The 19,467-nt window shown below is 59.3% G+C and carries 24 protein-coding genes and 1 pseudogene; 6 read left to right on the top strand and 19 right to left on the bottom strand.

Annotated elements, in window-relative coordinates; all coding sequences use genetic code 11:
- Positions 1 to 62: 62 nt before the first annotated feature.
- Entirely contained in the window at positions 63 to 563 is a 501-nt protein-coding gene (locus JWS10_RS11375) for a PaaI family thioesterase (protein ID WP_299507423.1), read from the top strand.
- 59 nt (positions 564 to 622) lie between these two features.
- Here JWS10_RS11375 and JWS10_RS11370 read toward each other — a convergent pair whose 3' ends face one another.
- The 15 genes and pseudogenes from JWS10_RS11370 to JWS10_RS11300 form a co-directional block, all read right to left on the bottom strand.
- Complete coding sequence (locus JWS10_RS11370; protein WP_299507420.1) at positions 623 to 1,381, bottom strand: TIGR02186 family protein; 759 nt, start codon at positions 1,379 to 1,381, stop codon at positions 623 to 625.
- Positions 1,378 to 2,304, bottom strand: a complete 927-nt coding sequence (locus tag JWS10_RS11365; protein WP_299507417.1) for a sulfite exporter TauE/SafE family protein — start codon at positions 2,302 to 2,304, stop codon at positions 1,378 to 1,380. Before JWS10_RS11365 ends, JWS10_RS11370 begins: the two co-directional genes overlap by 4 nt.
- A gap of 75 nt (positions 2,305 to 2,379) precedes the next feature.
- Positions 2,380 to 2,634 (bottom strand): annotated as a pseudogene (locus JWS10_RS11360) (purine-nucleoside phosphorylase); the annotation flags it as partial.
- A 36-nt stretch (positions 2,635 to 2,670) separates the two neighbouring features.
- Positions 2,671 to 2,808 carry a hypothetical protein gene (locus JWS10_RS11355; RefSeq protein WP_299482861.1) on the bottom strand — a complete coding sequence of 46 codons (138 nt, stop codon included), beginning with the start codon at positions 2,806 to 2,808 and terminating at the stop codon, positions 2,671 to 2,673.
- A gap of 136 nt (positions 2,809 to 2,944) precedes the next feature.
- Positions 2,945 to 3,913 (bottom strand): ABC transporter permease, encoded by a 969-nt coding sequence (locus JWS10_RS11350; protein ID WP_299482945.1) that lies wholly within the window; start codon positions 3,911 to 3,913, stop codon positions 2,945 to 2,947.
- A complete protein-coding gene (locus JWS10_RS11345; RefSeq protein WP_299507415.1) occupies positions 3,913 to 5,058 on the bottom strand; it encodes an ABC transporter permease in 1,146 nt (381 codons plus the stop codon). Before JWS10_RS11345 ends, JWS10_RS11350 begins: the two co-directional genes overlap by 1 nt.
- A complete protein-coding gene (locus JWS10_RS11340; protein WP_299507413.1) occupies positions 5,055 to 6,635 on the bottom strand; it encodes an ABC transporter ATP-binding protein in 1,581 nt (526 codons plus the stop codon). The genes JWS10_RS11345 and JWS10_RS11340 overlap by 4 nt, the downstream gene beginning before the upstream one ends.
- A complete protein-coding gene (locus JWS10_RS11335; RefSeq protein ID WP_299507411.1) occupies positions 6,635 to 7,630 on the bottom strand; it encodes a BMP family ABC transporter substrate-binding protein in 996 nt (331 codons plus the stop codon). Before JWS10_RS11335 ends, JWS10_RS11340 begins: the two co-directional genes overlap by 1 nt.
- A gap of 180 nt (positions 7,631 to 7,810) precedes the next feature.
- A complete protein-coding gene (locus JWS10_RS11330; RefSeq protein ID WP_299479049.1) occupies positions 7,811 to 8,233 on the bottom strand; it encodes a GNAT family N-acetyltransferase in 423 nt (140 codons plus the stop codon).
- Positions 8,230 to 8,868 (bottom strand): tRNA (adenosine(37)-N6)-threonylcarbamoyltransferase complex dimerization subunit type 1 TsaB, encoded by a 639-nt coding sequence (gene tsaB, locus JWS10_RS11325; RefSeq protein WP_299507409.1) that lies wholly within the window; start codon positions 8,866 to 8,868, stop codon positions 8,230 to 8,232. The genes JWS10_RS11330 and tsaB overlap by 4 nt, the downstream gene beginning before the upstream one ends.
- Positions 8,869 to 8,883: 15 nt before the next feature.
- Positions 8,884 to 9,441, bottom strand: a complete 558-nt coding sequence (locus JWS10_RS11320) for a NifU family protein (protein ID WP_299479055.1) — start codon at positions 9,439 to 9,441, stop codon at positions 8,884 to 8,886.
- Positions 9,442 to 9,517: 76 nt separating this feature from the next.
- Positions 9,518 to 9,667, bottom strand: coding sequence for a hypothetical protein (locus JWS10_RS11315; protein ID WP_299479058.1), 150 nt, complete (start codon positions 9,665 to 9,667; stop codon positions 9,518 to 9,520).
- A 242-nt stretch (positions 9,668 to 9,909) separates the two neighbouring features.
- Complete coding sequence (locus JWS10_RS11310) at positions 9,910 to 10,365, bottom strand: universal stress protein (RefSeq protein ID WP_299479061.1); 456 nt, start codon at positions 10,363 to 10,365, stop codon at positions 9,910 to 9,912.
- Positions 10,366 to 10,443: 78 nt separating this feature from the next.
- Positions 10,444 to 11,307, bottom strand: coding sequence for a branched-chain amino acid aminotransferase (locus JWS10_RS11305; RefSeq protein WP_299507406.1), 864 nt, complete (start codon positions 11,305 to 11,307; stop codon positions 10,444 to 10,446).
- A 263-nt stretch (positions 11,308 to 11,570) separates the two neighbouring features.
- Complete coding sequence (locus JWS10_RS11300) at positions 11,571 to 12,149, bottom strand: DNA-3-methyladenine glycosylase I (RefSeq protein WP_299507404.1); 579 nt, start codon at positions 12,147 to 12,149, stop codon at positions 11,571 to 11,573.
- Positions 12,150 to 12,267: 118 nt separating this feature from the next.
- Between JWS10_RS11300 and JWS10_RS11295 the strand changes: the two genes are divergently transcribed.
- The 4 genes from JWS10_RS11295 (at position 12,268) to JWS10_RS11280 (ending at position 16,246) form a co-directional block, all read left to right on the top strand.
- A complete protein-coding gene (locus tag JWS10_RS11295) occupies positions 12,268 to 13,107 on the top strand; it encodes an EAL domain-containing protein (RefSeq protein ID WP_299507402.1) in 840 nt (279 codons plus the stop codon).
- A 142-nt stretch (positions 13,108 to 13,249) separates the two neighbouring features.
- On the top strand, positions 13,250 to 14,425 hold the full coding sequence (locus JWS10_RS11290; protein WP_299507400.1) for an acetyl-CoA C-acetyltransferase: 1,176 nt from the start codon (positions 13,250 to 13,252) through the stop codon (positions 14,423 to 14,425).
- Between the two features lie 106 nt (positions 14,426 to 14,531).
- The gene (gene phbB, locus JWS10_RS11285) at positions 14,532 to 15,257 is read left to right on the top strand and encodes an acetoacetyl-CoA reductase (RefSeq protein WP_299507398.1); all 726 of its coding nucleotides are present in this window, start codon (positions 14,532 to 14,534) and stop codon (positions 15,255 to 15,257) included.
- Positions 15,258 to 15,355: 98 nt separating this feature from the next.
- On the top strand, positions 15,356 to 16,246 hold the full coding sequence (locus tag JWS10_RS11280; RefSeq protein WP_299507396.1) for an EamA family transporter: 891 nt from the start codon (positions 15,356 to 15,358) through the stop codon (positions 16,244 to 16,246).
- On the opposite strand, the gene JWS10_RS11275 is transcribed toward JWS10_RS11280, so the two are convergent.
- The 3 genes from JWS10_RS11275 to JWS10_RS11265 all read right to left on the bottom strand — a co-directional run bounded on the left by JWS10_RS11275 (position 16,243) and on the right by JWS10_RS11265 (position 17,471).
- A complete protein-coding gene (locus tag JWS10_RS11275; RefSeq protein ID WP_299482265.1) occupies positions 16,243 to 16,407 on the bottom strand; it encodes a DUF465 domain-containing protein in 165 nt (54 codons plus the stop codon). The two genes, JWS10_RS11280 and JWS10_RS11275, sit on opposite strands and share 4 nt — an antisense overlap.
- 98 nt (positions 16,408 to 16,505) lie before the next feature.
- Positions 16,506 to 17,255: a methyltransferase gene (locus tag JWS10_RS11270; RefSeq protein WP_299507394.1), complete on the bottom strand. Its 750-nt coding sequence runs from the start codon at positions 17,253 to 17,255 to the stop codon at positions 16,506 to 16,508.
- Complete coding sequence (locus JWS10_RS11265) at positions 17,256 to 17,471, bottom strand: DUF2007 domain-containing protein (protein WP_299482259.1); 216 nt, start codon at positions 17,469 to 17,471, stop codon at positions 17,256 to 17,258. It lies immediately after the preceding gene.
- 54 nt (positions 17,472 to 17,525) lie between these two features.
- On the opposite strand from JWS10_RS11265, the gene JWS10_RS11260 reads away from it, so the two are divergent.
- On the top strand, positions 17,526 to 18,527 hold the full coding sequence (locus tag JWS10_RS11260) for a polyprenyl synthetase family protein (protein WP_299507392.1): 1,002 nt from the start codon (positions 17,526 to 17,528) through the stop codon (positions 18,525 to 18,527).
- 91 nt (positions 18,528 to 18,618) lie between these two features.
- On the opposite strand, the gene JWS10_RS11255 is transcribed toward JWS10_RS11260, so the two are convergent.
- The gene (locus tag JWS10_RS11255) at positions 18,619 to 19,467 is read right to left on the bottom strand and encodes a 4-(cytidine 5'-diphospho)-2-C-methyl-D-erythritol kinase (protein WP_299507390.1); all 849 of its coding nucleotides are present in this window, start codon (positions 19,465 to 19,467) and stop codon (positions 18,619 to 18,621) included.

The following is a 19,467-nucleotide window of genomic DNA, read 5'->3' as shown; positions in this document are numbered from 1 at the left end:
AGCCGTCCCGTCGCTATGGGGACCGGTGCTTTCACCTTGGACCGACCGAAAGGCGATCTGCCATGAAACGCCCGGAGCCAGTGCAGGTAATCAAATCCCGCCGCGACAGTGCCTTAGCGGCGCTGGTTGGTGCGGTGCCCTATATTCAGTTCCTCGGTATACGCTTTGACCGTCGCGGTGATGAGCTGACAGCGGTGTTGCCCTATGCCGATATGCTGATCGGCAACCCCGGCTTGCCTGCACTGCATGGCGGCGTCACGGCCTCTTTTCTTGAGGTCACGGCCCTGATCGGTCTGGCGTGGAGCAGTTTGTGGGATGATCTGGAATCCGGGCGGATTGATCCCGCGCTGGTTGCCGCTGGCCAGTTGCCACCGCTGCCGAAAACCATTGATTTCACCGTCGATTATCTGCGTGCAGGGCTGCCCCGCGATTGCTACGCCCGCGCCCGCGTCAACCGCTCAGGCCGCCGCTTTGCGTCCGTTCAGGTTGAGGCTTGGCAGGATAACCGCGACCGACCCTTCGCGCTTGGCTCGGTGCATTGCCTGATGCCAGAGGAAATCTGAAACGGTAGCCGTCTCGGGGGCCATCGAGGCCCACTCAACGGCGCTGCCGGGGACAGGTTTTACGAGCGCACGAACCGGAACGCCGCAGAGGCCGCCCAGCCCGCAACCGCCGCCATCACCAGCGAGATCACGCCGTAAAGCAGCGGTTGCTGATGCGCGAGGTTGAACAAAAACCGCTCCAGCCCCGCCTTGCGCACCCCGATCAGCCGCTCTTGCGTATCAAGCACCACGCCGCCGCGCAAAATGAACAGCCGCACCTTGTAGTTGCCTTCGGTCAGGTTGGCAGGCAGCGCCACATCGGTGCGAAACAGGGTCTCCTCAACCAGTTGCACGGTGTTTTCGGCAATCCGGTAGCGATTTTCATCCAGCCGGATGCGCTCCAATGCGGCAACGAAATCCGGCGCGTTTTCAGCTTCATCGCTGATCCCCACAGCGCGGATCACTTGCGGTATGGTGATGTGATGGCGCAGATCCTCGGTGCCGGACAGGATACGCTCCAGCGGCGCAGAGGTTGCCACCGCGTAAAAGCTGGGTGCTGCATCTACCGTTACCGAAGATCGGTTTAGCCAAATCCCAGCCACACGTTCCTTGCGGCGGATAATCAGCGGAGTGCTCGGCCCCTCAACCGTAATGATGACCGCCAACGGCGCACCTTGTGGGGCAGGGGCATCGCGCTTCACCGCGCCATAGATCAAGATCTCGGAACCGTCGAAATTCGCGGTGATCTGCACGCGGTTTTGGCTCAGGCCGGTGACGATAGCCTCGTTGGCGTAAACCGGGCCAGCGAGCGCCAGCAGCAGGATCAACGCCCGCATCATGGCAATAACCCCGGCGTCACCGAGAACAACTCGGCTGGTTGCAGCAGCAAATCGAGCGCGATTTTGAAGCTGACCGTCAGCACCAAAATCGCCAGCAGAATCCGCAACTGCTCGGCCTTCAGCTTGGTCGATACCCGCGCGCCGATTTGCGCGCCGACCACCCCGCCCATGATCAGCAAAAACGCCAGCATCATATCAACCGTCTGGCTGTTGATCGCGTGCATGATCGTGGTGAAGCCGGTCACGAAAATAATCTGGAACAGCGAGGTGCCAACCACCACCCGCGTCGGCATCCCCAGCAGATAGATCATCGCGGGCACCAGAATAAAACCGCCACCTACCCCCATGATTGCCGACAAAAATCCCACCGATGCCCCAATCGCAGCAGGCGGCAGCACCGAGATATACAGACCCGACGCGCGGAACTTCATCTTCAACGGCAGCCCATGCACCCAAGTATGGATATGTGAGCGCCGCACCGGAATCGCTGCCCCCGCGCGCCGCGCCCGGATCAGCGCCCGCAAGCTTTCCTGAAACATCATGGCACCGATCAGGCCAAGAAACAGCACATAGGAAAGTTGCACGAACAGGTCGATCTGCCCCAGCGCCGTCATCCATGCAAACACTTGTACGCCGATGAACGACCCGATGAAACCACCAGCCAGCAGCACCAGCCCCATGCGGAAATCCACCGCCTTGCGCTTCATCTGCACCAGCACGCCAGAGATCGACGAGGCCACAACTTGATTCGCCCCGGTCGCCACTGCCACACCCGGAGGCACGCCAATAAACAACAGCAGCGGCGTGATCAAAAAACCGCCACCAACCCCGAACATACCCGACAGAAACCCGACAATGCCGCCCAGTCCCAGCAAAAGGAAGGCGTTGATCGAAACCTCGGCAATGGGGAGGTAGATTTGCATTGGCCGAGGCCCAGAAAGAGAAGAATTTCCTAAGCCTTGCGCGGGTTTGCCGGCCTTGTCAAACCCTAGTGGCCGTCACGCTTGCATGCGCAGAAAATGCCGAAGCACCTGTTCCAGTTTCGCCGCACCTAAGGGGGCCATCGCCTTGGTATGCTCGTGGCTGATCTGCTCATCCGACATGCCCGCCGCCATGTTGGTGGTGCTCGCAACAGCCGCCAGCCGCAGACCAAGGAACCGTGCCAAGATCACCTCCGGCTCAGTAGCCATCCCCACTGCATCGCCACCAAGGACGTTAAACGCGCCGATTTCTGCCGTGGTTTCAAATGACGGTCTGAACGGCAACGCGCACGCACTCCATTTCATAGATCACGAGATTGGGGTTGCCGCCGGAAGCCCCGATATTCGGAAATACCGCCAGATCAGCCTAGGGATCGCCACATCGCCTACCGCTTGCGCCATATTGCCATGCCCCGAGCCGAAGATCAGGCCCAGTTTCACTGGCACAGTACCGGCGAAGGCTTGGTTTGGGCAATAAAACCGGCGGTTTGATCAGGATAGGCAGTCCGTTGTAGCAAGCGCCGGGGGTTTCACACCCCCAGACCTCGGTGGAAAATCTAAGCCTATATGAAGCCGGAAAGCCTTAGCGTTCTTTCACATAAGGCTCACCACCCGCGCGGGGTGGAATAGCCTTGCCGACAAAGCCTGCCAGCACCAGCACGGTCAGGATATAGGGCAGCGCATCGAGCATCGAGACCGGCACTTTCACATGTGCAATCTTTTCCACCACATCGGGACGCAAAGCGAGAGCTTGAAAAAACCCGAACAACATCGTCGCGCCCAAAGCCTGCCAAGGCCGCCATTTCGCGAAGATCAACGCCGCGAGCGCGATATAACCTCGCCCCGCCGTCATCTCGCGCCCAAAGCCTGCTTGCAAAGCGGTCGCCATGTAAGCCCCCGCAATGCCGCATAAAACTCCAGTGATCGTCAGCGCCGCATAGCGCAAACCCACCACCGAAACGCCTGCGGTATCCACCGCCGCCGGGTTTTCGCCCACTGCCCGCAGCCGCAAACCAAAGCGCGTCCGATACAGCACCCACCATGTCAGCGGCACGCAGGCCATTGCCGCATAAACCAAGATCGAGTGCCCCGATATCACCTCGGTATACAGCGGCCCGATCAGCGGCACATCCTTCACGATTTCCGCGAAGGGCAGGGTGATCGGGTTGAACCGCGCCGCACCCGCGAGTGGCGGCGTCCGCCCGCCTTGACCAAACAGCGCCTGCGCCACCAGCACGGTAATCCCCGACGACAGGAAATTCAGCGCCACACCCGAGATCAACTGATTGCCCCGGAAGGTGATTGAGGCCACCCCATGCAGCATCGCAAAGATCAGCGACGCGCCAATCCCCGCCACCAACCCGACCCAAGCCGAGCCTGACATTGCCGCGACAGACCCCGCCGCCATCGCCGCCGCCAGCATTTTGCCCTCTAGCCCAATGTCGAAAATCCCGGCGCGTTCCGAGAAAAGCCCCGCCAGACAGGCCAGCAAAAGCGGCGTTCCGAGCCGCACCGTCGAGCCGAAAATCTGCATCAGCGTTTCATAATCCATCACGCCACCGCCTTTCGCCCGAAGCTGAACAGCCAGACCAGCAGCATCCGCACCATCTGATCCAACGCTCCGGTGAACAGGATCACCAAGCCTTGCACCACGATCCGCATCTCAATCGGAATCGTGGTATTCAGCCCCAAAGCAGCGCCGCCTTGATACAAAAACCCGAACAAAAGCGCAGCCAGCAGCACCCCAAACGGATGATTACGCCCCATCAGCGCCACCGCTATACCGATGAACCCGGCACCCTCGGCTGAGTTCTGCAACAGCCGCTCCGCCGAGCCCATGACGTTGTTAATCGCCATCATTCCGGCCAAACCGCCCGAAATCAGCATCGCGATCATGGTAATTTTCACCGGATTTATCCCGGCATATTTCGACGCTGCCTCCGACTTGCCAAACGCCCGGATTTGATACCCCAGCCGCGTCCGCCACAGCAAAAGCCAGACCACCAAGCAGGCCGCCAACGCGATAAACAGCGTCACATTGGCGGGCACGTTGGAGTACATCGCGACACCCGCTTTGGTCAGCCGTGGCGTGCCATCTGGGTTCAGCCGCGCAAAAAACTCGCGCAAAAAGGGCATGTCGCTGAGAGCAGGCAGACTCGCCCCCACCGGAAACCGCGCCGAAGCCGGGTCCATCTGCCCCGCAGGTCGCAGCACATCGACCAGCATATAGACGATCAGTGCCGAGGCGATATAGTTGAACATGATCGTGGTGATCACGATATGACTGCCGCGTTTCGCCTGTAAATACGCAGGGATAGCCGCCCAAGCTGCCCCAAAAACCGCCGCCCCCAACGTCGCCGCCAGTAGCGCGACCGTCCAATGCGGCCACGGCAGTGCCAGACATACCAGCGCAACGCCAAGCCCGCCCAACTGCGCCTGACCCTCACCGCCGATGTTGAACAGGCCCGCATGAAACGCCACGATCACCGACAGCCCGGTGAAGATAAACGAGGTGGTGTAATACAGCGTATAGCCCCAGCCATTCGCCGAGCCAAAAGCGCCTTCGACCATGATCCCGAGCGCCTTTGTCGGGCTCTGCCCAATCGCCAGCAACACGATCGCCGCCACAATCGCCGCCAGCAAAAGCGAGATCAGCGGCACCAGCACAACATCGGCCCATTGCGGTAGTTTTCTCATCTTGAGCTGTCCCCGCTCACACCCGCCATCAACAGCCCCAACTCACGCTCATTCGTCATCTCGGGGTCCGCCGTGCCCATGATCTGCCCGTCAAACATCACCGCTATCCGGTCGGAAAGGCTCATGATTTCATCAAGTTCCACCGAGACCAACAAGATCGCCTTGCCCGCATCGCGCAGAGCAATGATCTGCTTGTGGATGAACTCAATCGCGCCAATATCCACCCCGCGCGTCGGCTGACCGATCAGCAGCAGGTCAGGATTCTGCTCCATCTCACGCGCCACCACGATTTTTTGCTGATTGCCGCCCGAAAAATTCTTCGCGGCCAAAGTCGCAATCGGCGGCCGCACATCATAGCGCGCCATCTTCGCCTCGGTATCCGCCCGCAGCGCGTCATTGTCCATGAACAGCGCGTTTTTCTGGTATTTCGGGCTGTTGTGATAGCCAAACGCCACGTTTTCCCAAGCCGAGAAATCCATGATCAGCCCAAGATGCTGGCGATCTTCCGGCACATGCGCGATCCCGGCCTCACGCCGGGTCTGCCCATTTGCGGCCAATCCCACCAGCGGCAAATCCGCCCCCTTCAGCGTGATCCGCCCGGTCGCTCGGGCAATGCCGCCCAAAGCCTGCAGAAGCTCCGACTGGCCATTGCCCGCCACCCCCGCGATACCCAGAATCTCACCCGCACGGATCTCGAAACTGACGCCTTTCAGCCGTTCAATCCCGTCATCATCTTTCACGCGCAGGTTCTCGACCGACAGCACGACAGCCCCCGGAGTGGCCTTGGCCTTCTCAACCTCAAGCAAAACCTTGCGCCCGACCATCAACTCGGCCAGCGACTCAGGGCTACTTTCCGAGGTCTTAACCGTCCCCACCATCGTGCCCCGCCGCATGACGCTGACGTTGTCCGTCGCCTCCATGATCTCACGTAGCTTGTGGGTAATCAGGATGATCGTCTTGCCCTGCTCCTTCAACCCATTCAAAATACGGAACAAATGGTCAGCCTCATCCGGAGTCAACACCCCCGTCGGCTCGTCCAAGATCAGAATATCGGCCTGCCGATACAACGCCTTTAAAATCTCCACCCGTTGCTGGTGCCCAACCGACAGGTCTTCGATCAACGCATCCGGGTCCACGTCCATCTCATATTCGCGCGACAGTTCCCCAAGAACCTTGCGCGCTTTTGCCAGCGAAGTGTTCAACATCGGGCCATCTTCCGCCCCAAGGATCACATTTTCCAACACCGTGAAATTCTGCACCAGTTTGAAGTGCTGGAACACCATGCCGATACCGGCGCGAATGGCGCTTTGGCTGTCGGGAATTGCGGTCAACTTGCCGTTGATAAAAATCTCGCCCGCATCAGCGCGGTAAAATCCATACAAGATCGACATCAGCGTCGATTTGCCCGCGCCATTCTCACCAATAATGCCGTGAATCGTGCCGCGCGGCACCGCGATATTGATATCTTTGTTCGCCTGAACCGAGCCAAAGGCTTTCGATATGCCTTTGAGTTCAATCGCATACGGAGAGGAGGCGGCAGTTGCCTGCCGCCCCCCATTATCGGCCGTAGCCGCCATTAGAACGAACCAGCCGGGCAGGTGTTGTCGGTCATGTAATCATGCACCACCAACTCGCCCGATTTGATCTTCTCAGCCGCCGCATCGACCGCCGCTTTCATTTCAGGCGTCACCAGCTTGGCGTTGTTATCATCCATCGCATAATCGACGCCGCCTGCTTTCAGGTCCATTACATTGATGCCCGTGGTCATCGCGTCGCCTTCTCTGAACGCGCCATACACCGCGTTATCGACCCGCTTCATCATCGAGGTCAGCACTTGCCCGGGATGCAGATAATTCTGGTTGCTATCGACACCGATTGACAGAATGCCCTCATCCGCAGCCGTTTGCAAAACACCAACGCCTGTGCCGCCGGCCGCCGCATAGATCACGTCCGCGCCCTGCGATTTCTGCGCTTTCGCCAATTCCGCACCCTTCACCGGGTCGTTCCAAGCCGCCGGAGTCGTCCCGGTCATGTTCAAAATAACCGTCGCGTCCGGCTTCACAGCCTTCACGCCCTGCGCATACCCGCAGCCAAAACGCCGGATCAGCGGAATATCCATGCCGCCGATAAAGCCAACGGTGTTGGTTTTCGACGCCAGACCAGCCATCATGCCGACCAGATAAGAACCCTGATCCTCGGTAAACACCACGGACTTCACATTAGGCTGCTCAACCACCATGTCGATGATCGCGAATTTGGTGTCCGGGAAATCAGGCGCCACGGTGTTCAGCACATCGCCAAATGCAAATCCGGTCATCACAATCGGGTTCGCACCATCTTCAGCGAGCGAACGCAATGCCTGCTCGCGCTGCGCCTCCGACTGCATCTCCAGCTCTTTGTAAGTGCCGCCAGTTTCCTGAGCCCATTTCTCAGCACCCGCAAAGGCCGCTTCGTTGAACGATTTGTCGAATTTGCCGCCCAGATCATAAATGATCGCGGGGTCGGCCAATGCCGCGCCAGCGGTCAGCGCGAAAGTCGCAGCTGCACCCAGCAGGTGTTTCATCACGGTCATAATATTCTCCCGGTTTAGGTTTTTGTTTTCCCATCAATGCGCGGCGAGACTGGCCAGCAACAGCGCGGGTCGTGCTCGATTTAGGCCAGCGGTTTGCGGGAGGGTCAACAGGAATCTGTGATGCCGGAAGGTCGCTTTGGTTCGTCGATGGAAAACCAGCCGTTCACCGTGTAATTTGGCCTAAGCCGCACTGGAAATCGCCCGTGTCAGCACCAGCGCATCCAGACGTTTGCCATCCGGCGTATGGTAATAGCCACTGCGTTTGCCTTTTTGCACAAAGCCCTTACGCGCATAAAGGCTCTGCGCTGGCAGATTGCTCGCCAACACTTCCAGAAAAGCCGATTCGCCGCCCCGCGCTGCGGCCTCAGCCAGAAAACCATCAACCAAACGCCCGCCGGTGCCACGTTGCCGCGCCCTCGGATCAACCGCGAGCGTCAACAATTCGGCTTCACCAGCCACCACCCGGCCGATCAAAAAGCCGTGCGGCTCGGTCAGCACGAACACAAAAGGGCTGGCCAAAGTCCCCGCGATATCCACCACAGACCAAGGCCGGGGTGTTACAAAACACGCCGCATGGATCGCTGCCATTTCGTCAACCGTCACGGGATCACCAGCGTTGGCGGCGCCAGATCGAGAATAACCGGCGGCAAATCGCTCGGCGGTGCCGCATCCGCCCCGCGCAGATAAAATGGCGCTGGCCGGGGCTGCACCGACCCCACCCGGCCCAATGCAATCCGGGCAATCGCTTCGGCAATCGGCATCGCTGCAGGCAGACCGTCGCAGCCCGAACCAGTCATCGCACCCTCAACCACGCCCAGTTCGGCAGCCGAAACCATCCGCGCCACACCCGGCCCGCCGTCATCAAACCGCTGCACATAAACCTCACCGCGCCGCGCATCCTCAATCACCGTCACCGGACGCGGCAAATCGAACGCCAACGCCTCCAATCGAGTAACCCCAATCGCAGGCACGCCCAGCCCCAAGGCCAGCCCCCGCGCCGCCGCCACCGAAATCCGCACCCCGGTGAAATTGCCCGGCCCGGTGCCCACCCCAATCGCGGTAATATCCGCCAAACCCACGCCAGCCTCAGCCAACAGCTCGGCAATCAAAGGCATCAGCCGTTCAGCCTGGCCCTTTTCCATCACCTCAAACTTAGCCCAGACGCTATCACCGCATAACAAAACGGCGGCGCAATGCGCCGCCGATGTATCGAATGCTAGAATTTTCGCAAGCTTCATAAAACCAGCTCCGCCTCAGGCTGCAACCGGACGTACCTCAAGCACCTCGGGAATGTAATGCCGTAGCAGGTTCTCAATCCCCATCTTCAGCGTCAGGGTCGAAGACGGGCAGCCCGCGCAAGCGCCCTTCATGTGCAGATAAACCACGCCACGATCAAAGCCGTGGAAGGTGATGTCGCCGCCGTCTTGAGCCACAGCAGGGCGCACACGAGTATCTAGCAACTCTTTGATTTGCTTGACGATATCTTCATCCGGGCCGTCATGCGCCGCATGCGCCGCTTGGCTTTCGCCTTCCATAACCGCCGCACCCGACTGGAAATGCTCCATAATCGCGCCGAGGATAGCAGGCTTTATATGCTGCCAATCAGCCGCTTCCGCCTTGGTCACGGTGATGAAATCGGTGCCAAGAAACACCCCCGTCACTTGACCCGTGGCGAAAATCTGCTTGGCCAACGGCGATTTGCCCGCCGTATCGGCGCTCGGGAAATCGGCAGTGCCCATCTCCAGCACGGCTTGCCCCGGCAGAAATTTCAACGTTGCTGGGTTCGGTGTGGATTCGGTCTGGATGAACATGGTCTTTTCTCCGACTATTCCAGTTGGATATGCGCCCAGCGGTGGCCAAAGTCAAGGATTGGAATGATTCTAAAACCTACGCCGCGTCATAATACGCATACATCGCCTCAATCGGCGTTAGACTGGGCGCAGGTTTCTGCTTTGGGCAAGCGGGCGCTTTGAAGTAAGCCACAGACTCTTCAGCTGCGCGCAAGGCGACAGGCGAAACAGACAGATTGCGATTCATAGCTCGTTCCTTTCGTCTTCCCGCCGCGAACATAGGGAAAAATGGGCATCTCAGACACCTGTAATGCTGCAACTGCGAAATGCACCCAGCGCAAACGTCGCGCTCACAAACTGACTAAAACTTATCTAAAATTTGCTTTCGCATTGGCTCAAATATCCCACGGGGGTCTGGGGGTGTGAAACCCCCAGCGATCAGCCCGCGCGAGGTGAATTGAAAAATACCCCCAAGCCCCGAGCTAAGCGCTAAGTAATGCTCTCCAGCCGTTCCTTGCTCATATCGCCAGGAACAATTGTAATCGGGATCGGCAAATTACCCGAAGATCGCGTCATCGCCGTCACCAATGGCCCCGGGCCGGATTTCTCGGTGCCGGCCCCGAGCACCAAAACTGCGACCGCCGGGTCTTCCTTGACCTGCGACAGTATCTCTGCCACCGGGTCGCCCTCACGGATGATAAGTTCGGGATTCACGCCCTGCTTGTCTCGCATCCATTTCGCGAACACCTCGAAATGTGCCTCAATCCGCTCGCGCGCTTCAGCCCGCATCAGATCGGCCACACCCATCCAATGCTGAAACTCCTCCGGCGGGATGATCGACAAAACCTGCACCCCACCCCCGGTATGCGCCGCCCGCAGCGCCGCAAACCGCATTGCGTTCAGACACTCTCGGCTGTCATCCAGCACGACCAGAAACTTCCGCATATTCGTCTCCCCTAACGCCGCGATCATGCAACCGAGGCGACGGGAAGGCAAGCGGGGCCGGGCAAGCGTGCGGAAGGTTTAACGCTGCCCTGCCGCCCAATCCCAATACAACTTGCGCGCTCGCGCCGTCATTGGACGATCGTTATATTCGGTGGCGTCAAACGCCTTCACCGCCGTCACTTTCGCGAAATTGCCCGACAGAAAGATCTCGTCTGCCGCATGAGCATCTTCAAACGTCAGCACCGCCTCGCGCACCTCAACCCCATCGGCGCGCAGGTTCAAGATATGCCGCGCTCGGGTGATCCCCGCCAGAAATGTACCGTTCGGTACCGGAGTGAACACCACACCGTCCTTCACCAGAAAAACATTCGCAGTCGCGCTTTCGGCCAAATTGCCCAAAGCATCCGCCACCAACGCGTTGCCGAAGCCCTTGGCCTGCGCTTCTACCAGCATCCGCGCGTTGTTGGGATAGAGACACCCGGCTTTTGCATTGCACACCGCATCCTCCAAGATCGGACGGCGAAACCGCGTGCGGGTGACGGTTGTCGCGAAATCTTTGTCCGGCATCGCCACTTCTTCCAGCGAAATCGCAAACCCCGTGGCCCCCGCCAGCGGCACAATGCCCAGCTCAGACCCATGCAGCGACCAATACATCGGTCGTATATACACCGCTTGCCCCGGCCCGAATGTCTGCAAACCCTCGCGGATAATCGCCGCCATATCTTCGGGTTCGCATGTCGGCGTGATCATCAACGCCTCGGCTGATCTGTTCAACCGCGCACAATGCAGGTCGAGATCCGGATACATGCCGTCGAAATATCGCGCGCCGTCGAACACCGAGGTGCCCTGCCACATCCCGTGATCCGCCGCTTTCATCACAGCCAAATCGCCGTCATGCCAGCGCCCGTCCCAATAGGTGCGGATGGATTTTCCGAAGGCCATGCTGATCTCCTGCCGTTGCAGGCGCAGCTTAATCACGCCCTTGAGCGGGCTGGAAGCATCGCGCGCGCGCGCAAGCGAAAGCCTGCCCAGATGAGCATAAATTTGCGCAGCCTTCGCCGGACGTGCAATGAAAAAAGCCCTCGGACCGGGGGACTAGTCCGAGGGCTTGGCCGGAAATTGCCAGCCTAGGGTGGGACAGAAGGGGAAATCCTCCCCGACCTCACCATGCAGCAGCGATGAATCGATTCTGTGACGCGATTTGTTCAGCCCGCGCTCCGCATTTTGTCATGCCAGGCGCAATCAATCAGGTGATCGTTCACCATGCCGACCGCCTGCATGAACGCATATGAAATTGTTGGACCGACGAATTTGAAACCTTCGGCTTTCAGTGCCTTGGAAAGCGCCACCGACTCCGCCGTTTGTGCAACCGCTTGGCCTACGTTACCAAGTTGACGGTCTATCGGCTGCCCGCCCACATGTTTCCACAAGAAGTTGGCAAAACCTTCGCGCGCTTCTATTGCGAGATAAGCGCGCGCTCCGGCAAACGTCGCCTCGATCTTGCCGCGATGCCGTATGATGCCGGGATCTTGCAGCAGTCGCAGGGTTTCATCTTCGCCCCATTCCGCCAACACCGCAGGATCGAACTCCGCAAAAGCCGCGCGGAAAGTTTCGCGCCGCCGCAGAATGGTGATCCAGCTCAGGCCCGCCTGAAAACCTTCCAGTATCAGACACTCAAACAGCGCACGCGGATCATGCAACGGACGGCCCCATTCGTCGTCGTGATAAGCCACGTACAGCGGATCACTGCCACACCAAGGGCAGCGGCGGTTCTCATCACTCATAGCGCCCTCATAATCGTTAAAATTGGCCTGAAATCCCAATAGTTAAGACGGCTTTTACCGTTGCCGCGCAAAGCTGTCCATTGTTGGGCAACTGCGCCCGCAAAGAAGGAAGCCCGCGATGATCCTGCCAAACCCAAGACCGCAGCTTGACGCACAGGCGGGGCTGGCGAGCCCGCTGGGGGTGGCGATTTCGGCTGGCGATGATGAAACGATGTCGATGGTGCGGCACGCTATTGATACCAAACGCCTGCGCTTGGCCTATCAACCGGTTGTGCTGGCGCGCGACACCAATTGCGTGGCGTTTCAAGAGGGGCTGATCCGGGTGCTAGACCCCACAGGCCGGGTTATCCCCGCGAAAGACTTCATGGAGGCTGTCGAAAGCCATGAAATTGGCCGGGAAATCGACTGCGCCGCGCTCGAAATTGGTCTTGCCGCCCTCGCACGGGTGCCAGATCTGCGGTTGTCGATCAATATGTCGGCGCGCTCCATTGGCTATGCCCGCTGGATGCAACTGCTTCGGAGAGGTCTGTCCGTAGCCCCCACTATTGGAGAACGGCTGATTCTTGAGATCACCGAAAGCTCGGCGATGCAGGTGCCCGAACTGGTGATTGCCTTCATGGATGATCTGAAGGCCGCAGGCGTCGCCTTCGCGCTCGACAACTTCGGCTCAGGCAATATGGCGATCCGCTATTTCAAGGATTTCTTCTTTGATATCCTGAAGCTTGATGGCCAATTCATCCGCAACATTCAGCGCGACGCAGACAATCAAGCGTTGACGGCGGCGCTTTTGTCGATCGGAAAGCATTTTCAAATGTTTACCGTGGCACAATCGGTAGAAACTCAAGCCGAGGTTCAAATCCTACAGCAGATGGGGTTCGACTGTATGCAAGGCTATATGTTTGGCGCGGCCACCCTGAAACCGTCTTTTGACCGAAACGCCGCGCGGAAATCTGCCTGAATGCGCAGCGATGCACCTGCGACAACGCCAGCATGCAGAAAACTTGCTTTTCAGCGACACCCCTTCTAGGCCATGTTGCAAGGCGGCGAAGCTTGGCTTTGCCGGGGCAGTTTCTAAGCATTTCTAAGAGAGGGCGCAATTCATGACCAATGTGGTAATCGTTTCGGCGGCACGCACCGCCGTCGGCAGCTTTAACGGTGCATTCGCGGCCACCCCTGCGCATGAATTGGGCGCTGCGGTGATAGAAGCCGTCGTCGCCCGCGCTGGTATCGACAAGGCGGAAGTGTCCGAAACCATCCTCGGCCAAGTTCTGACCGCAGGCCAAGGCCAAAACCCGGCCCGCCAAGCGCATATCCGTGCGGGTCTGCCAGCGGAATCCTCGGCGTGGTCGCTGAACCAGGTTTGCGGCTCGGGTCTGCGCGCTGTGGCTTTGGGTGCCATGCACGTGCAACTCGGTGATTCGGATATTGTTTTGGCTGGCGGTCAAGAAAGCATGTCGCTTTCGCCGCATGTTGCCCACCTACGCTCGGGTCAGAAGATGGGCGATCTTAATTTCATCGACAGCATGATCCGCGACGGTCTGTGGGATGCGTTCAACAACTATCACATGGGCCAAACCGCCGAGAACGTCGCGACGCAATGGCAGATCACCCGCGAGATGCAGGACGAATTTGCACTCGCCAGCCAAAACAAAGCCGAAGCCGCGCAGAAAGCCGGTAAGTTTAAGGACGAAATCATCGCCTTCACAATCAAGACCCGCAAGGGCGACGTGACGGTCGATCAAGACGAATACATCCGCCACGGCGCGACGCTGGAGTCGATGCAAAAGCTGCGTCCGGCGTTTACCAAGGACGGCTCGGTTACAGCAGCGAATGCCTCGGGCCTGAACGACGGCGCAGCTGCGGTTCTGCTCATGTCGGAAGAGAATGCGAACAAACGCGGGCTAAAACCGTTGGCGCGCATTGCATCCTACGCCACTGCTGGGTTGGACCCGTCGATCATGGGCGTTGGCCCAATCTACGCCAGCCGTAAAGCACTGGAGAAAGCTGGTTGGAACGCCGCCGACCTTGATCTGATCGAAGCGAATGAGGCGTTTGCGGCGCAAGCCTGCGCTGTGAACAAAGACATGGGTTGGGACACCAGCAAAGTTAACGTCAACGGCGGCGCGATTGCGATTGGCCACCCAATCGGTGCCTCGGGTGCGCGCATTTTGAATACTCTGATCTATGAGATGGGTCGTCGCGATGCCAAAAAAGGTCTCGCGACCTTGTGCATCGGTGGCGGCATGGGCGTGGCGATGTGCATCGAGCGCGCCTAAGTGGACGCTATCTCAGGGTAAATTTTCTTAGAGGGCGCAACATTGTTGCGCCCTTTTGTTCAAATCAATAACATGATTTCAATAGATCGCCTTGGAGGAGGAAACGATGGCAAAGGTTGCATTGGTCACAGGTGGTTCACGTGGTATTGGCGCGGCGATTTCGGTGGCGCTGAAAGCGGCAGGTTATACGGTTGCCGCCAATTATGCCGGTAATGTTGAGGCCGCTACGGCTTTTACCAATCTGACCGGCATCCCAACCTACAAGTGGTCGGTTGCCGATTATGACGCTTGCGTGGCGGGCATTGCACAGGTTCAGGCCGATCTTGGCCCCGTTGCGGTGCTGGTCAACAACGCTGGCATCACCCGCGATGCAATGTTTCACAAAATGACCCCCGGACAGTGGAAAGAGGTCATCGACACCAACTTGACCGGGCTTTTCAACATGACGCACCCTTTATGGACCGGAATGCGCGACCGTAAATTCGGCCGGGTGATCAGCATTTCCTCAATCAACGGGCAGAAGGGGCAGGCTGGGCAGGTGAACTACTCCGCCTCCAAAGCAGGCGATCTCGGCTTTACCAAGGCGCTGGCGGCTGAAGGCGCGCGCGCGGGCATCACGGTGAACGCTATCTGCCCCGGCTATATCGGCACCGATATGGTTAAGGCGATTGACGAAAAGGTGCTGAAAGAGCGGATCATTCCGCAAATTCCGGTCGGCCGCTTGGGTGAACCAGAAGAAATTGCCCGCATAGTGGTATTTCTCGCCTCCGATGATGCGGGGTTTATCACTGGCTCGACTATTTCGGCGAACGGCGGGCAATTCGTCGTTTAACCCGACACATAACCGAGCAAAGCCCGGCCGCAACGCTGGGCTTTTTGCTTGCCCAAAACCTCGGCTTTCGGCACAGACGTCGTAGTAAAGGGCGCAGCATGACCAAAACCAAAGCCACACTCATCGGGTTCACCGCCATTTTGATGTGGTCGCTGCTGGCGCTATTCACCATCGGCTCGGCCCCCGTGCCCCCCTTGCAGTTGAACGCGCTGTGCTTCGGCATTGGTGGGGCGATTGGCCTGGTCTGGACGGTCACTGGCACTGGGTTGGGCGTGCTGAAAACCGTGTCGTGGAAAGTCTACGCTTTCGGCACCATTGGTCTTTTCGGCTACCACCTGCTCTACTTCACGGCTTTCCGACTATCCCCCACCGCTGAAACCGGCCTGATCGCCTACCTGTGGCCGCTGTTCATCGTCATACTATCGGGCCTGCTTCCGGGTGAGCGTCTTGGCCCGCTTCACATCCTCGGCGCGCTGATCGCCTTTGCCGGGGCGGCGCTGATCGTGCTCGCGCGTGGCGGTGAAGCGCAAAGTTCCGCGCTGGGCCTCGGCCTTGCTTTCCTGTGTGCGGTGACTTGGGCGGCTTATTCTGTGCTATCGCGGCGTCTTGGCGCGGTGCCGACAGAATCGGTGACGGTATTTTGCCTCGCCACAGCTTTACTTTCAGCCGTGGCGCATCTGGCTTTGGAAACAACAACTTGGCCGCAAGGGGCGCTGGGATGGGCATCCGTCGCAGGCTTGGGCATTGGCCCGGTTGGCGCTGCCTTCTTCACCTGGGACATCGGCATGAAAAAAGGCGACATCCAATTGCTCGGGGTCGCCTCATATGCAGCACCATTGCTGTCAACGCTGGCCTTGGTTGCGGCGGGCATCACAAAACCATCAAGCGCAATTCTGATCGCAGCGGTTTTGATCACGGCAGGTGCGGCGCTGGCGGCGAGAGCAAGCTCAATCAAGCCAAGTTCTGCGGCCAGCGCCAGAAAGGCTTAAGCGCTCAGCCGACCAATTTCCTCTTTCAGTTTCAGCTTTTGCTTCTTCAGATCGGCGATGTGCAGATCATCCACGGCGGGTGCGCGTTGCGCTTGCTCGACTCTGGATGAAAGGGTTTCGTGCTTCTTTTTCAGTTCAGCGATATGGGAAGCGACGGTCATGCAAGTCCTCCTGATGCTGGTTCAACACCGCGATTGCACCACAGATTACGAGTCGTGTCACCAAATCTTCACACAACCAGAGCGTTTATTTTGCGCCGCTAGCGGAATTCTTCCGACAGCGATTCGCCGCCGCGCAAAATCGCGCTTGCCCGTGGCGTATAGCTCTCACGGTCACCGTCATGCGCCGCCCCTTGATGAATGACAAACGGTGCCAGCAGTCGAAACGCCGCGCGCCCGCTTTTGCGCGCCCGTAATAGAATGCGCAGCGCAGGCTTGCCCTCCCGCGCGGTCAGTGGCAGCACCGAGGCCGAACCCAACTTCGATCCCATCGCAGCCAGCACTTCCGGCAGCCCATCCGCACCGCAAATCAGCGTCAGCCAGCCACCCGGAGCCAACCGCCGCGTCGCCGCCTGCACCCAATCGCCGAGCGGAGTATCAACCTGTAACGCCACAGCCCGACCCAGATTAGGGCTCGGCGTGCCGCCTTTCGGATAATACGGCGGGTTGGCGATCACATGGTCAAAACCCACCCGAAGCGCCTTCGGCATATCCGCTAGATCGCCTATTTCGACCTGCATCGCGATGCCGTTCTCAGCCGCATTCCTCTGCGCCAACGCCGCATACTCCGCCTGCACTTCCAGTCCCGATAGACGCAAATCCGGCACGCGGCAGGCGAGACATAGCGCCGCAGCCCCGACGCCGCAGCCCAGATCCAGCACCGATTGACCGGGCAGGGCAGGGCAGGCCGCCGCCAGTAAAACCGGGTCAGTTGCCGCGCGATAGCCCTGCCGCGGCTGCCAAAGCTGCAGTTTTCCGCATAAAAACTTGTCTTGCGTCAGATTGTCCATCTAAAGACCGTCCGCGATGTCATTATCCGCCAGCACGGCGCGAGCCAAAAACAAATCTCGGTCCGCCACCATGATCCTGCGCGGAAACAATCCGATGCCGCCTTCCAGCGTGCTCATGTGGACGTCCATCACAAAGCTGGTTATACCCTCGCCCTCAAGGAGCACTTGAGCAAAGGCGATCACGGTGGGGTCGGTTGTGCGCAGTAAAAGCTTCATGGGATTAGGTTTACGCGGGGTTGCACACCCGTGTCGATACCTGAAGGGAATGTGATGAGCGTGATGGAACCGGCGCAAAAACCGCATGATCGGCTTGCCTATGCTTTGGCCGATGACATGGCGGCGGTGAACCACATGATCCGGGCGCGCATGGCATCCGAGCACGCGCCGCGCATTCCCGAAGTCACCGCCCATCTGATTGAGGCTGGCGGCAAACGCCTGCGTCCGATGCTTGTCTTGGCCGCCGCCCGTCTGCTCGGTTACGCGGGGCCGTTCCATGTGCATCTTGCGGCCACCGTTGAGTTCATTCACACCGCCACCCTGCTGCATGATGATGTGGTTGATGAAAGCGCGCGCCGTCGTGGCCGCCCCACCGCTAACCTCTTGTGGGACAACAAATCTTCCGTTCTGGTGGGCGACTACCTGTTCGCCCGCGCGTTTCAGTTGATGGTCGAACCCGGTAATCTGCGCGTGCTCGATATCCTCGCCAATGCGTCTGCCACCATTGCCGAGGGCGAAGTGCTCCAACTGACCGCCGCGCAAGATTTGGCGACCACCGAAGCGATCTATCTGCAAGTCGTACGCGGCAAGACCGCCGCCTTATTCTCTGCCGCCACCGAATCCGGCGCTGAAATCGCAGGCGGCACCCCTGCGCAGGTGAAGGCTTTGTTCGATTACGGCGACGCTTTGGGCATCGCCTTCCAGATCGTTGATGATCTCTTGGACTACGGCGGCTCGGCGGTGGTGATCGGCAAGAACACTGGCGACGATTTCCGCGAGCGCAAGCTGACCCTGCCTGTGATCAAAGCTGTGGCGAAAGCCAGCCCCGAAGAACGTGCCTTCTGGGTGCGGGTGATCGAAAAAGGCCAGCAATCTGATGGTGATCTGGAACATGCGCTGGCTTTGATGACGAAACATGGCGCGATGGAAGACGCCCGCGCCGATGCTTTGGATTGGGCAGCGATAGCCCAAACCGCGCTGAAGGCACTGCCCGATCACCCTTTGCGCGACATGCTGTCCGATCTCGCCGCCTATGTGGTAGAGCGGATCAACTAGGCAGCCTTTCACCACGCCGCCCCGGACCTGCGCCGGGGCCTCCTGCGTTACGGGGTAAAGCCCGGTTCAAGTCGGCTTGGCGTTGGTGGTCTTACAGCACCGCCGCTGCCGCCACCCACCACGCCGGCGCGTCCTCACGTAACGCCCCCGCTGCCGCCTTGGCCAATTCTTCGCTGGCGAACAGCCCGTAACAGGTCGCCCCAGATCCGGACATTCGCGCCAGCAAACAGCCCGGACGCACCGCAAGCGCGGCTTTCACCTCAGCAATCACCGGAGCGAGTTCAATCGCCGGGGCCTCCAGATCATTGCGCTGCTCTGCAAGCCAAGCCGCCAACTCCCCCGCCGACCGCCACACCGGCATCATAGCCATCGCAGGATTATCCTTACGTGGCAAAGCCTTGAACACCGCCCGAGTAGCCACCGCCACGCCCGGATTAACCAAAACCACGTAGCACTCTGGCAAAGCGGGCAGCGGTGTTAGCACCTCACCCACGCCTTGCATCCGCAGCGGCACACACTCCAGACAGACCGGAACATCAGCGCCCAACGCGAGCACCGCCGCCGCATCCGGCAAAGCCACGCCAGCCATAGCAGACAGCGCCCGCAGCGCCGCCGCCGCATCGGCAGAGCCGCCGCCGATCCCCGACGCTATCGGCAAATGTTTGTCCAAAGTAATCGCCGCCTTCACCCCAAGCACTCGCGCGGCGCGCAAAACAAGGTTGTCCTCGGCGGCCAACCTAGCCGCAAAAGGCCCAGTCACCGTCAGGATCAAAGCTGCGGCTGGCTCGACCGTCAACCAATCGCCAACCGCGGCGAACACCACCAAGCTGTCCAGCATATGATAACCATCCGCCCGCTGCCCGGTGACGTGCAGCGCCAGATTTATCTTTGCCGGCGCAAACGCGCGCACCGCCAACGCCCTTAACGCAATATCACTCAT

Source organism: Cypionkella sp. (assembly GCF_028290025.1).
GTDB lineage: Bacteria > Pseudomonadota > Alphaproteobacteria > Rhodobacterales > Rhodobacteraceae > Cypionkella.
The sequence above is the reverse complement of the archived record's forward strand: the minus strand, read 5'-3'. Positions and strand labels throughout refer to the sequence as shown.